Here is a 13,496-nt window from a genome sequence, read left to right on the forward strand (position 1 = left end):
GAGATTGTGCACATCGGGGATGTGACCTGGACCACTGTCCCGAGGAGCCCGGGTGCTGGAGGTGCGCAATCTCGAGGTCGTCTACGACGACGTGATGCTGGTGCTGCGCGGTGTGAGCCTGACCGTGCCGCCCGGCTCGATCGTGGCGCTGCTCGGCGCGAACGGCGCCGGCAAGACCACCCTGTTACGCGCCGTGTCGGGGCTGCTCGGCGTCCACGACGGCGAGGTGGTCAAGGGATCGGTCCTGCTGGAGGGCGAGCCGGTCCACCACCTGCGGCCGGCGCAGATCGTCCGGCGGGGCGTCAGCCAGGTCATGGAGGGCCGCCGCATCCTGGGCGAGCTCACCGTCGAGGAGAACCTGCGGGCCGGCGGTCACACCGCCCGCGTCTCCCACCTGGACCGGGTCTACGACCTGTTCCCGCTGCTGCGCGAGCGGCGGGCGGCCACCGCCGGTTACCTGTCGGGCGGCGAGCAGCAGATGCTGGCGATCGGCCGCGCGCTCATGGCGGGCCCCCGCTGCCTGCTGCTGGACGAGCCGAGCCTGGGCCTGGCCCCGGCGCTGGTGGCGCAGGTGCGCGACCTGGTCGCCGAGATCAACCGGCAGGGCACCACGGTGCTGCTGGTGGAGCAGAACGCCCGGATGGCGCTGTCCATCGCGACCCACGGCTACGTCATGGAGACCGGGAGGATCGTCATGGACCGGCCGGCCGGCGAGCTGCTGGCCGACGACGACATCAAGGAGTTCTACCTCGGGACGGTCCGCTCCTTCCGCGACGTCAAGCACTACCGGCGCAGGAAGAGGTGGCTGTCATGAGCGGCCAGGAGCCGGTGCTCCAGGTCGAGGACGTCCGGCTGGGCTTCGCCGGGGTCACGGCCATCGACGGCGTCACCTTCGACGTGCGCCCGTCCGAGCTGCTGGCGGTCATCGGGCCGAACGGCGCCGGCAAGACGTCGGTGTTCAACGTGCTGTCCGGCGTCTACCGGCCGCAGCGGGGCCGGGTCACGTTCCTCGGCCAGGACCTGCTGGCGCTGCCGCCGCACCGGATCGCCGCGCTGGGCCTGGCGCGCACGTTCCAGAACGTCGAGCTGTTCCACAACCTGACCGTCCTGGACAACCTCATGCTCGGGCGCCACCACCACTTCCGTTACGGCGCCGCGGCGGCCGTCCTGTGGTTCGGCCGGGCGCGCCGGGCCGAGCTGGCGGCCCGCGAGCGGGTGGAGGAGATCGTCGACTTCCTGGAGCTGGAGCGGTGGCGGCGCCACCCGGTGCGGCTGCTGCCGTACGGGATCCAGAAGCGGGTGGAACTGGGCCGGGCCCTGGCCATGGAGCCGCGCCTGCTGCTGCTCGACGAGCCGGTGGCCGGGATGAACGTGGAGGAGACCGAGGACATGGCGCGCTTCGTCCTGGACGTGCGCGACGAGCTCGGCGTGCCGATCGTGATGGTGGAGCACGACATGGGCCTGGTGATGGACCTGGCCGACCGGGTGCTGGTGCTCGACTTCGGCCGGCCCGTGGCCCTCGGCACCCCGGCCGAGGTGCGCGGCGACCCCGCCGTGATCCGGGCGTACCTGGGAGGTGCCGCGTGACGGCGGGGACCTGCGCCGGCCCGGGAGGCGCCGCATGACGGTCACCGACGCCACGGCGCCCGGCACGACGACCACGATCGTGACCCGGGTACGTGAGCGCGCCCGCACCGCCCCCGGTGCGGTCGCGATGCGCCACAAGGACCTCGGTGTGTGGCGCGAGGTCACCTGGGCCGGCTACTGGGACCGGGCGGAACTGGTGGCGCACGCGCTGCTCGCCCTCGGCGTCGAGCCGGGCGACCGGGTGGCCGTCCACTCCGAGAACCGGCCCGAGTGGCTCTACGCCGACCTCGGCACCGTCGCCGTGCGCGGCGTCACCGTCGGCCTCTACCCGACCAACCCGGCCGACGAGGTGGCCTACCTCCTCGCCGACTCCGGCGCCCGCATCCTGATCGCCGAGGACCAGGAGCAGGCGGACAAGGCGCTGGCCGTCCTCGACCGCTGCCCGGACCTGCGGCACGTCGTCCACCTGGAGCCGCGCGGCATCCGCGGCCGCTACGCCGACCCGCGCCTCATGGCCTGGCCCGAGCTGCTCGCCCTGGGCGCGCGGCACCGCGCCGGGCATCCCGGAGCGGTCGCGGCGCGCATGGCCGACGCCGGCCCCGGCGACGTGATGACGCTCATCTACACCTCCGGCACGACCGGGCCGCCCAAGGGCGTCATGCTCACGGTCGGCAACGTGGAGTTCGCGGTGGAGACGCTGGTGACGGGCGGCGGCTTCACCTGGCCGCCGCCCTCCGAACGCGACCTGGTCCTGTCGTACCTGCCGCTGTGCCACGTGGCCGAGCGGGCGTTCACGGTCTGGTTCAACGCGGCCTCCGGCGTGCAGGTGAACTTCGCCGAGTCCATCGACACCGTGCAGGCCAACCTGCGCGAGGTGCAGCCGACGATCCTGTTCGGCGTGCCGCGCATCTGGGAGAAGGTGCTCGCCCAGATCGACATCCGGCGCGCCTCGGCCACCCCGCTCAAGCGGGCCGTCACCGGCTTCTGGCTGCGGGTGGCCGACCGGCTGGGCGACACGCTGGCGCGCACCGGCGGACGCCACACCTTCGCCACCCGGCTGGCGTACGCGGCCGGGTGGCTGTGCTGCTACCGGGCGCTGCGCGAACGCTTCGGCATGCGCCACGTCCGCTACGCCGCCTCCGGCGCCGCGCCCATCGCGCCGGCCGTGCTGAAGTTCTTCATGGGCATCGGCGTGCCCATGCACGAGCTGTACGGCATGAGCGAGAACACCGCCATCGCCACGGCCAACCGGCCCGGCCGGGTGCGGCTCGGCACGGTCGGCGAGCCGCATCCCGGCGTGGAGCTGCGCATCGACGAGGCCACCGGGGAGATCCTGACCCGGCACCCCGGCACGTTCGCCGGCTACTGGGGCCGGCCCGAGGCCACCGCGGCCGTCCTCGACCCGGACGGCTGGCTGCACACCGGCGACGTGGGCGAGCTGGTGGACGGCACGCACGTGCGGATCACCGACCGACTGAAGGACATCATCATCACCGCGGGCGGCAAGAACGTCGCGCCCAGCGAGATCGAGAACGCGCTGAAGGCGTCGCCGTACGTCAAGGAGGCCGTCGTCGTCGGCGACCGGCGGCCCTACCTGGTCGCGCTCGTCGGCATCGAGCCCGACACGGTGGGGGAGTGGGCGCGGCGGCGCGGCATCCCCTACACCACCTACCGCGACCTGTCGGAGCGGCCCGAGACCCGGGAGCTGGTCCAGGGCGTCGTGGACGCGGTCAACGCCCGCCTGGCCCGCGCCGAGCAGGTCAAGCGCTTCGCGTTCCTGCCCAAGGAGCTCGACCACGAGGACGGCGAGCTGACCGCCACCCAGAAGGTGCGGCGCGCCGCCGTCGCCGAGCTGTTCGAGGAGCTGGTCGAAGGGATGTACGCGCGGTGAAGGGGCTGCTGGAGGCCGTCATCAGGGGGCTGGGCAACGGCTCGGTGTACGCGCTGCTCGCGCTCGGCTTCGTGATCATCTACAAGGCGACCCGGGTGATCAGCTTCGCCCAGCCGGCGCTGATGCTGGCCGGCGGCGTGGCCGTCAGCCACCTGGCCGGGACGACGGGGTTCTACGCGGCCGTGCCGCTGGCCGCGCTGCTGGTCGCCGGGGTGGCGCTGGGCGTGGAGCGCGCGGCGATCCGGCCGATGGTGGGGCGGCCCGCGTTCGTGGTGGCGATCATCACGCTGGGCGTGGACGTGGTCGTGCGGGTGGTGGTCAACGCCTTCATCGGCCGCGACGTCCGCCAGGTGGGCGACCCGTGGGGGTTCGCGCAGGTCGAGCTGGGGCCGCTGGTCGTGCAGCAGCGCTGGCTCGCGATGCTCGCGGTGACGGCGGCGCTCGTCGCCCTGCTGTTCGCCTTCTTCCGGTACACCCGCTACGGGCTGGCGATGCGCGCCGCGGCCCACGACCAGGAGACGGCGCTCGCGCAGGGCATCTCGGTGGGCGCGGTGTTCGCGCTGTCGTGGGCGATCGCCGGGTTCCTGGCCGCCGTCGCGGGCGCGTTCGCGGGCACGGGGCAGGGCATCGAGCAGTCGACCTGGGTGATCGCGCTCAAGGCGCTGCCCGCGATCATCGTGGGCGGCCTGGACTCGCTCGGCGGCGCCGTGGCCGGGGGGCTGGTCGTCGGGGTGGTGGAGTCGCTGTTCCAGTCGTACCAGGGCGAGTACGCGCCGTGGCTGGGACAGAACTTCGCCGTCGTCTCGCCGTACGTGGTGATGCTGGTGGTCCTGCTGGTGAGGCCGTACGGCCTGTTCGGCACCCGGGAGGTCGAGCGCGTGTGACGGATCCGCGATCCTTGACGATTTCCGGCGTTCCTGACATACCGACCGGACGGTCTCGCCGGGTGCGGGGCCGGCCGCTGCTGCACACCTCCTACGCCCAGGACATGGCGCTGCTCGACACGCCGGCCAAGCGGCTGTGGGCGGCGCTGCTGGTGGCGCTGGCCTTCGCGCTGCCGGTGGTGCTCGCCGACCGGTCGCTGGAGGTGCTGTCCGGGGCGTACGCGCTGGCCATCGGCGCGATCGGGCTCAACATCGTCACCGGGTACGCCGGGCAGGTGTCGCTCGGCCATGCCTTCTTCGTGGCCGTCGGCGCCTACACCGCGGCCGCGCTGTCGGCGCCGCCCGGCGGCAGGACCCTCGGGTTCGGCCTGACGGAGATCTGGATCTGGCTGCCCGCGGCCGGGCTCGCCGCGGCGGCGGCCGGGGTGCTCGTCGCGCCGCTCGCCACCCGGCTGCGCGGCCTCTACCTGGCCGTCGTCACGCTCGGCCTGGTCTTCCTCGGCGAGCACGTCTTCAAGGAGTGGAAGGCGCTGACCGGCGGCCCCGGCGTGGGCCGGGAGGCGGCCGTGCCCCGGCTGCTCGGCTACCCGCTGGACCAGGACGGGCCGCTCGGCACCAAGGAGCAGGTCCTCTACGTGCTGATGCTGGCGCTGCTCGTCGGCTTCGCGGTCGCGGCGCGCAACCTGGCCCGCTCGCGCGTCGGCCGCGCCTTCGCCGCGATCCGCGACCGCGACATCGCCGCGGCCGTCATCGGGGTGCCGCTGACCCGCTACAAGGTGCTGGCGTTCGGCGTCTCCTCCTTCTACGCCGGGTGCGCGGGCGGCCTGCTCTTCACGGTCTCCGGGTACGTGGAGCCGGGCTCGTTCAGCCTGCTGCTGTCGGTGCAGTTCATCGCCATGGTGCTGATCGGCGGCGTGGCCACCGTGTCGGGCTCCATCGCCGGCGCCCTGTTCATCTCCCTGCTCCAGCCGCTCACCCGGACGCTGCCCGCGCTGGTGCCGCTGGTCAGCGCCGACACCACGCGCACGCCCAACGTCTTCCAGGTCGAGACCGTGCTGTACGGCCTGCTGATCGTGCTGTTCCTGGTCTTCGAGCCGCGGGGCCTGGTCGGGCTGTGGATCCGGGTCCGCGGCTACTGGAAGTCCTGGCCGTTCTCCTACTAGAGAGGGGTGACCCATGAAAGGTCGTTGCGTGGCGGTGGGGGCCGCGTTGATGGTGCTCCTTCCCGCGTGCGGCGTCATCCGGGGCGACGACGACCGGGGCGGCGGCGTCCGCGCGCCGGGGGTCACGGCCGAGCCCTGCCCCTCCGCCGTGGACAGGAAGAAGGGCTGCATCTACCTGGGCACCGTCTCCGACCTCACCTCGGGGCCGTTCGCGGCGCTCGCCGTGCCGATCACCGACGCGCAGAAGGCGTTCTGGGCCCGGGTCAACAAGGCGGGCGGGATCGGCGGGACGTACGAGGTGGACGTCACCACGTACGTGCGCGACAACAAGTACAATCCCGAGGTCCACCGGCAGGTCTACAACGAGATCAAGGACCGGGTGCTCGCGCTGGCCCAGACGCTCGGCTCGCCCACCACGGCGGCGATCCTCGGCGACCTCAAGACCAACGGCATCGTCGCCGCCCCCGCCTCCTGGACCTCGGCCTGGGAGTTCGAGGACGTCATCGTCGAGTCGGGGTCCAACTACTGCGTCGAGGCGATGAACTCCGTCGACTACGCCATGGAGGCCCACAGGCCCAGGAGCGTCATGGCCGTCCACCTGGCCGGCGACTACGGCGCCGACGCCGCCGCCGGGGCGAAGATCGCCGCCGAGCGCAACGGCCTGACCTTCACCGACGTCGAGACGCCCCCGGGCGCCACCGAGCAGGGCCGCGCCATCACCGAGATCACCAAGCGCAGGCCCGACCTCGTCATCCTCACCACCGGGCCCGCCGACGCGGCCACCATCGTCGGCCAGGCCGCCGCGGCCGGCTTCCGCGGCCGCTTCATCGGCACCGGCCCCACCTGGAACCCCGCCCTGCTCAAGTCGCCCGCCGCGCCCGCGCTCAAGGCCCTGTACGAGCAGTCGTCGCCGGGCCGGCCCTGGAACGCCGAGACGCCGGGCCACCGGGCCATGCGGGAGGCGCTGCCCGGCGTCACCCCCAACGACGGCTACACCTCGGGCTGGGCCTGGGCCTACCCCATGAAGGCGGCGCTGGAGGCGATGGTGGCCGGCGGCGACGTCAGCCGCAAGGGCCTGCTCGCGGCCGTCAAGAAGCTCAGGACCGTCGACTACGAGGGCATGCTGCCACCCGAGGCCGGCAACTACGCCGACGATCCGAACACCGCGACCTTCCGCCAGACGATCGTCAACCGGGTCGACGACAAGGCGCCGACCGGCGTGACGATCGTCAAGGACTTCTCCGTCGGTCCCACCGCCAGGGCGTACACCTTCGACGGGCCCTGCTTCGCCAAGCTCTGAACCCCGGCGCCCGCGCGGCGGCCGCGGCGGCGGAGCGTTGGGTAGGGTCACCGATATGCGCCCCTTCACGACCCGGATCTCCGCGCTCGCCGCCGTCGCCGCCCTCGCCGTCACCGCCGTGGGTTGCGCCGAGGTCAACAACACCATCGACAAGACCCAGGCATGTCTGGAGGCGCCCAAGATCGTCGCCGACCTGGGCAGCGAGATCGCCAAGCTCAAGGACGACCCCCAGGCGATGGACAAGGCCCTCGACGACGCCGGCAAGAAGCTGAACGACGTGGCCGACAAGGCGGCCAACACCACGCTCAAGGAGGCCACCGACGACCTCGCGCGCACGCTGCAGGGCATCGACGTCAAGGACGTCAACGACGCGGTGGACGCCGTGCAGAAGGTCGGCACCGACACGGCCGCCTACCTGAAGAAGGTCGCCGAAGCCTGCGGTTGAGCCCAGCCTCAACCCGGCTTCTCTAGGGGAAATGGGGACGAACTAGCTTCACAGGTATGGAGCCGGATCCCCGTTTCACGCTCGCCAACGAGCGCACGTTCCTGACGTGGCTCAGCACCGCGCTGGCCCTCAGCGCGGGCGGGGTCGCCATGGCCGCCGTGCCGGAGGGCGTCTTCGCGCCCTGGGCGCGCACCCTGCTCGCCGTCGTCCTGGTCACGCTGTCGGCGCTGGCCGCCGGCATGGCCTACCCGCGCTGGCGCAACATCCAGCGCGCGCTGCGCAGGCAGGAGCCGCTCCCGCCGCCCGCCCTCGCGGTCGTCTTCGGCGTCGGGGTGACCGCGGTCGCGGTGATCGCGCTGATCTGCATCGTGGTCGCGGCCTGACATGTCCGGGCCGGCGCACGACGACATCTGGGACCCCGGGCTGCAGAGCGAGCGCACCCGGCTGGCCTGGGTGCGCACGGCCGTGGTGCTGTCCACGGGCGGGATCGCCGCCGCCGGGCTGACCCTGCGCCACGGCCTGCCGGCGGTGACCGCGGCCGGGTTCGCGCTGGCCGCGCTGTGCGGGGGCGTGCTGCTGCTGCGCACCGGCCTGCGCTTCCGGCGGGTGCAGGAGGCCCTGCACGGCGGCCGGCCCACCGACAACCGGGTGGACGCCCTGCTGGCCTGGCTCGGCACGCTGTGCGCCGTGGCCGGCGCGTTCGCGTTCGTGCTCACCGCGTGATCATGCCTGGTGAAGGCATTGATGGTGGCTTGCCGGAAACGCCCCGCTGGGATGACACTCGGTCTAGGGGGTGAACCCATGGAAGAGGTACGCAGAGTAGTACCGTTCGAGTGCCGCCGCTGCTGGCACGTGTGGGAAGAGGAGTATCTCGTCAGGTACGGCGAGGACCGTCACGGCAACGAGCGAGTCGTCTGGAGCAAGGACGGGATCACCGTCCCGCCGCCCACCGAGGGCATGATCTGCCCCCGCTGCCACTGCCAGCAGGCCACCACGTTCCCCGACGGCTACCTGAGGCGTCATCCGGAGCTCATTCCGTCTCAGGAGCCGGCCAAGCCGGACGACAAGCCGCTGCTCAGCCCGGTCCCCAAACGGCAGCGCTACCTCTGATCCACCGGGGCCCGGGGTGCGGCGCGACGCCCCGCCCCGGGCCCTCCGAGCACATGACTCCGGCTCATGTAACGTGACAGCCGGTGAGCCTTTTCTAGCCTCAGGTGTCACAAACCACTTCTTGTGGCGTTCCGCGGGCGTGACGGAGACTCGAAACGGCGCCCGCGCTCCTGACGGAACCCGTGGCGGCGGCGCGGCGCGCGCCCGCCGCCAGGCGAGGGCGGCACCGCGGCGCGCGGGCGCCCTCCCCGCCGAGACGCACGCCGGGCCGGACCGGCGCACACGGACCGGCCCGGCGGGTCAGGTCAGCTCAGGCTCTCCAGCCAGGCCCGGTGGAGCCCGGCGAAGCGGCCCGAGGCGGCGACGAGCCGGTCCGGTGACCCGTCCTCGACGATCTCGCCCCGGTCCATCACCAGCACCCGGTCGGCGATCTCGACGGTCGAGAGCCGGTGCGCGATGATCAGTGCCGTCCGGTCGGCCAGGATGGTCCGCAGCGCCCGCTGCACCAGGCGCTCACTCGGCACGTCCAGGCTGGAGGTCGCCTCGTCCAGGATCAGCACCGCCGGGTCGGCCAGGAAGGCGCGGGCGAAGGCGACGAGCTGCCGCTGGCCCGCCGACATCCGGCCGCCCCGTTTGCCCACCTCGGTGTCGTAGCCGTCGGGCAGCGCCGCGATGAAGTCGTGGGCGCCGATGGCCCGCGCCGCCTCGCGCACCTGCCGGTCGGTGGCCTCCGGCCGGCCGAACCGGATGTTGTCGGCGACCGTGCCGCTGAACAGGAAGTTCTCCTGCGTCACCATGACGACGGCCGAGCGCAGCGTGGCCTCGTCCAGGCGGCGCAGGTCCACGCCGTCGAGCAGCACCCGGCCGCCCGTCGGGTCGTAGAAGCGCGAGATCAGCTTGGCCAGCGTCGTCTTGCCCGCGCCGGTCGCGCCGACCAGCGCCACGCTCTGGCCCGCCGGGATGGTCAGGTCGAGCTCCGGCAGGATCGGCATCTCCTCGACGTAGGCGAACCTGACCCGCTCGAAGCGCACCTCGCCGCGCGGCTCGGCCGGCGACTCCGGGTCGCGCGGCTCCGGGACCGACGGCTCCTCCTCCAGCACGCCCGACAGCTTCTCCAGCGCCGCGCCCGCCGACTGGAGCGTGTTGTAGAACTGGCTGATCTCCTGCATCGGCTCGTAGAACTGCCGCAGGTACAGCAGGAACGCGGTCAGCACGCCGACCGTGACCTCGCCGTGCAGCGCCAGCCACCCGCCGTAGAGCAGCACGCCGCCCACGGTGAGGTTGCCGATCAGCTTGATGCCCGGCATGAACAGCGCGACGAGCTGCATGCTGCGGGCGTTGGCGCCGCGGTAGTCGTCGTTGAGCCGGGTGAAGATCTCCTGGTTGCGCGGCTCGCGGCGGAACGCCTGCACCGCCCGGATGCCGGTCATCGACTCCACGAAGTGGACGATCACCAGCGCGACGGTCTCGCGCGTGCGCCGGTACACGATCGCCGACTGGCGGCGGAACCAGCGGGTGAACAGCAGCAGCAGGGGCAGCGGCAGCAGCGCCACCAGGCCGAGGTGCACGTCCAGCACCACCAGCAGCACCGCCGTGCCGAACAGCGTCAGGATCGCGGTGACCAGGCTGTCGAAGCCCGACTGCAGCAGCTCGGCGATGGCCTCGATGTCGGAGGTCAGCCGGGAGATCACCCGGCCGGAGGTGTACTTCTCGTGGAAGCTCAGCGACAGCCGCTGGAAGTGGTCGAACACCCGCCGGCGCAGCTCCAGCAGGATGCCCTGCCCGATCTTGCCGGAGAGCTGCAGGAACGCCTGCCGGGTGAGCGCCTGCGTGACCGCCGCGGCCAGGATCACGCCGATGACGGTGAGCAGCGTGGCCGGCCCGCTGCCCTTGAGCATCGGCGGGATGCCCGCGTCGATGCCGACCTTCACCAGGTACGGGATGGCCAGGCCGGCCGCGTTGGAGACGACGATGATGCCGGTGAGCAGGGCGATCGCCCTGCGGTGGGGCGAGAGCAGGTCGCCGAGCAGCCGCCGCGAGCGGGTCCGCAGCAGCACCGACACCTTCTCGGACAGCTCGTCCTGCTCCTCGGAGGCGACGCCGCGCCAGTCGGTGACCGCGGGCCCCTTGGCGGCCGGGTCGTCGGCGGGCTCGGTGGCCGTGCCGGTGGACGTGTTCGCGTCCGCGGTCAACGCAGGGCTCCTTCCGAGGGGTCGAGGTCGGCGTCCTGGGCGAGCAGCTCGCGGTAGGCGGGCACCTCGGCCAGCAGCTCGTGGTGGCGTCCGACGTGGGTGATCGTGCCGCCGGACAGCAGCGCGACCTTGTCGGCGAGCAGCACCGTCGAGGCGCGGTGCGCGACCACGATGCCGGTGGCGTCGCGCAGCACGTGCCGCAGCGCCTGCTCGACCAGCGCCTCCGTCTCGACGTCCAGCGCCGAGAGGGTGTCGTCGAGCACGAGGATCCGCGGCCGGTTCAGCACGGCCCGGGCCAGCGCGAGCCGCTGCCGCTGCCCGCCGGACAGCGACATGCCCTGCTCGCCGATCCGGGTGTCCAGGCCCCACGGCAGGTCGTGGACGAACATGGCCTGCGCGGTGCGGATGGCGTCCTCGAGCTCCTCCTCGGTGGCGTCGTGGCGGCCGAGGGTGAGGTTCTCGCGCACGCTCATCGAGAACAGCGTCGGCTCCTCGAAGGCCGTGGCCACCACCTGGCGCAGCGCGGGCAGCGTCAGGTCGCGCACGTCGTGGCCGTCGATGGTCACGCGCCCCGCGGTCGGGTCGATGAGCCGGGGCACCATCGCGGTCAGCGTGGTCTTGCCCGACCCGGTGGCGCCGACGATCGCGACGGTCTCGCCGGGCCGCACCTCCAGCCAGACGTCACGCAGCACCGGCTGCTCGGCGCCGGGGAAGCGGAACCCGACGCCCTCGAAGCGCAGGTGACCGCGCGGGGTCTCGATCACCGCGGTGCCGCCCTGGATGGCCGGGGTCGTGTCCATGACCTCCATGACCCGGTCGGCGGAGGTCATCGACTCCTGCGCCATCGCCAGGATGTAGCCGAGGCTGGCGATGGGCCACACGAGCTGGAGCATCATCGTGGTGAAGGCGACCAGCGTGCCCAGGGTCAGCGCGCCCGAGCCCACGGCCAGCGCGCCGAGCAGCAGCACCAGGGCCAGCGTGAAGTTCGGGATCACCTCCAGGAAGGTGAAGAAGCGGGCCGACAGCCGCACCTTGTCCATCGACGTGCCGTACACCTTGAGCGCGGCGTCGTCGTAGCGGTCGTAGACGTGGTGGCGCCGGCCGAACGCCTTGATGGTGCGGATGCCGATCGCCGACTCCTCGACGAGCGTGGCGAGGTCGCCCTGCTCGTCCTGCACCTGCCGGGAGATCTTGATGTAGCGCTTCTCGAAACGCATCGACACCAGCACGATCGGGACGGCGGAGGCGGCCACGAGCAGCCCCAGCGGCCAGTACATGTTCAGCAGCAGCACCGTGACGGTGGTGAGCTGGAGGATGTTCATGACCAGGAAGAGCATGCCGAAGCCGAGGAAGCGGCGGATGGTCGACAGGTCGGTGGTGGCGCGGGACAGGAGCTGGCCCGACTGCCATTCGCCGTGGAAGGCCATCGGCAGGCGCTGCAGGTGCGCGTACAGGTCGTCGCGGATGCGGGTCTCCAGGCCGAGCACGGGACCGACCTGGGTCCAGCGGCGCAGGAAGATCAGCACCGCCTCGGCGGCGCCGACGCCGAGCGCCAGCAGGCCGAGCGGCAGCAGGGCGCCGGAGTCGCCGCTGCGCACGGGACCGTCGACGACGTCCTTGCCGATGAGCGGCAGCGCGATGCTGGCGGCGATGGACAGGACCGCGACGAGCCAGATGAGCACCAGCTTGGCCACGTACGGGCGGAGGTAGGACTTCATCCGCCACAGAGCGTGGGACGAGAGCGCGGGGAGTGAGAAGGGCAGGGGACGGCGAGGTGAACGCGTATCGGGAGGCATCCCTACCAGGCTAATACGTGGGATCAACCCATTTTCGGTCCGCCGCGCTGAGGGTCAGCGGCGCCGTCATGGCCGTCGTGCTCGGCGTTCCCGCCCTTCTCCGCCTAACCGAATTGGAGCTGATATATCGCCCGAGTTAGCTTTTTCGAGCATTTGATGGGCGATTAAGTGGCCACATTTTCTGGCTCAGGAAGCCTCGTGGCTGTAGAGCGCGTTCATGGCCTGCACCAGCGGCGGGGGGTACGTGCCCGTGCCGGCCGTGGTTTTCGACCCGCCCCACTGCGCCTGCCACTGGCCGGTCGCGGTGGTCCGCATCGTCGTGTGGTTCAGCGTCCCGCCGGTGGAGTTCTTGTTGTAGATGGTCCAGTGGTGCGCGCTGTAGCCGTTCGTGGCCGACGCCCTCGCGACCGTGTCGTCGTAGGAGGAGGCGAGGAAGGTGTAGTCCGTCCCCATCTGCGACGGCGGCTGGCCGCCCAGCCACTTCAGGAAGCCGCTGCCGTCACGCATGTCGCTGCACTGCTCGTGGGTGAGGGCGCACACGTCCACCACGGCCGTGTTGATGCCCTTGTGCGGGGTGGCGAGGGTGACGATGTCCTCGATGTACAGGTACGGGGGCCAGCCGCTCGGCCAGGCCGTCGCGCCGACGTCCTGGGCGTCCATCGACACGGCGGTCAGGTCCGGGGCCTCGGAGGCCACGCCGTACCGGTTGACCCCCTCGATGGCGGCCTTGGCGATGAGGCCGCCCATGGAGTGCGCCATGACGTCCACCGGGACGCCCTTGCTGGAGTAGGAGGAGTAGACGGTCCAGGCGAGCTGGCGGCCGATCTCCTGGATGCGGGTGTCGGTCGTGCCGTTGAACTTGATGTCGCAGTTCGTGCTCTTGTTGTAGTAGCCGAACGTGTAGACGTCGGTCCACCCGTTGGCCAGGAGCAGGTCCCTGGCGTTCTGCCAGGAGCTCGCGCAGTTGGTGTCGGCCTCGCGGTCGAACCCGTGCACCAGCAGCGTCACGCGCTGCCCGTCGCCGCGCGAGGGCTCCGCCGAGGCGGGCGTCGCGCCGCCGGCCAGCACCGCGGCGGCGACGACCGACGACATGACCGCGGCCAGGCCGCACCTGAGGAGTCTGTGCAT

At 72.0% G+C, this 13,496-nt stretch carries 13 protein-coding genes; 10 read left to right on the plus strand and 3 right to left on the minus strand.

Annotated elements, in window-relative coordinates; all coding sequences use genetic code 11:
* The first annotated feature begins 52 nt into the window (after positions 1–52).
* The 10 genes from HTZ77_RS06560 to HTZ77_RS06605 all read left to right on the plus strand — a co-directional run bounded on the left by HTZ77_RS06560 (position 53) and on the right by HTZ77_RS06605 (position 8,380).
* Positions 53–814, plus strand: coding sequence for an ABC transporter ATP-binding protein (locus HTZ77_RS06560; RefSeq protein ID WP_175588493.1), 762 nt, complete (start codon positions 53–55; stop codon positions 812–814).
* Entirely contained in the window at positions 811–1,587 is a 777-nt protein-coding gene (locus tag HTZ77_RS06565) for an ABC transporter ATP-binding protein (RefSeq protein ID WP_175588494.1), read from the plus strand. Before HTZ77_RS06560 ends, HTZ77_RS06565 begins: the two co-directional genes overlap by 4 nt.
* A gap of 34 nt (positions 1,588–1,621) precedes the next feature.
* Positions 1,622–3,478, plus strand: coding sequence for an AMP-dependent synthetase/ligase (locus tag HTZ77_RS06570; RefSeq protein WP_175588495.1), 1,857 nt, complete (start codon positions 1,622–1,624; stop codon positions 3,476–3,478).
* Positions 3,475–4,362, plus strand: a complete 888-nt coding sequence (locus tag HTZ77_RS06575; protein WP_175588496.1) for a branched-chain amino acid ABC transporter permease — start codon at positions 3,475–3,477, stop codon at positions 4,360–4,362. Before HTZ77_RS06570 ends, HTZ77_RS06575 begins: the two co-directional genes overlap by 4 nt.
* Positions 4,363–4,424: 62 nt before the next feature.
* Positions 4,425–5,525, plus strand: coding sequence for a branched-chain amino acid ABC transporter permease (locus HTZ77_RS06580; RefSeq protein ID WP_175588497.1), 1,101 nt, complete (start codon positions 4,425–4,427; stop codon positions 5,523–5,525).
* 28 nt (positions 5,526–5,553) lie between these two features.
* Entirely contained in the window at positions 5,554–6,825 is a 1,272-nt protein-coding gene (locus HTZ77_RS06585) for an ABC transporter substrate-binding protein (RefSeq protein ID WP_328808453.1), read from the plus strand.
* 55 nt (positions 6,826–6,880) lie between these two features.
* The gene (locus HTZ77_RS06590) at positions 6,881–7,270 is read left to right on the plus strand and encodes a hypothetical protein (RefSeq protein WP_205302113.1); all 390 of its coding nucleotides are present in this window, start codon (positions 6,881–6,883) and stop codon (positions 7,268–7,270) included.
* 56 nt (positions 7,271–7,326) lie between these two features.
* Positions 7,327–7,653: a YidH family protein gene (locus HTZ77_RS06595; protein WP_175588498.1), complete on the plus strand. Its 327-nt coding sequence runs from the start codon at positions 7,327–7,329 to the stop codon at positions 7,651–7,653.
* 1 nt (position 7,654) lies between these two features.
* Positions 7,655–7,993, plus strand: coding sequence for a DUF202 domain-containing protein (locus HTZ77_RS06600; protein ID WP_175588499.1), 339 nt, complete (start codon positions 7,655–7,657; stop codon positions 7,991–7,993).
* A 78-nt stretch (positions 7,994–8,071) separates the two neighbouring features.
* Positions 8,072–8,380, plus strand: coding sequence for a hypothetical protein (locus HTZ77_RS06605; RefSeq protein ID WP_175588500.1), 309 nt, complete (start codon positions 8,072–8,074; stop codon positions 8,378–8,380).
* Between the two features lie 305 nt (positions 8,381–8,685).
* Here the strand turns inward: HTZ77_RS06605 and HTZ77_RS06610 are convergent, their stop codons facing one another.
* The 3 genes from HTZ77_RS06610 to HTZ77_RS06620 all read right to left on the minus strand — a co-directional run bounded on the left by HTZ77_RS06610 (position 8,686) and on the right by HTZ77_RS06620 (position 13,496).
* Positions 8,686–10,572: an ABC transporter ATP-binding protein gene (locus tag HTZ77_RS06610; RefSeq protein WP_175588501.1), complete on the minus strand. Its 1,887-nt coding sequence runs from the start codon at positions 10,570–10,572 to the stop codon at positions 8,686–8,688.
* Positions 10,569–12,290 (minus strand): ABC transporter ATP-binding protein, encoded by a 1,722-nt coding sequence (locus HTZ77_RS06615; protein WP_235994343.1) that lies wholly within the window; start codon positions 12,288–12,290, stop codon positions 10,569–10,571. Before HTZ77_RS06615 ends, HTZ77_RS06610 begins: the two co-directional genes overlap by 4 nt.
* A 264-nt stretch (positions 12,291–12,554) precedes the next feature.
* A complete protein-coding gene (locus HTZ77_RS06620) occupies positions 12,555–13,496 on the minus strand; it encodes an esterase/lipase family protein (RefSeq protein ID WP_175588503.1) in 942 nt (313 codons plus the stop codon).

It is taken from the genome of Nonomuraea montanisoli (assembly GCF_013363975.1).
GTDB lineage: Bacteria > Actinomycetota > Actinomycetes > Streptosporangiales > Streptosporangiaceae > Nonomuraea > Nonomuraea montanisoli.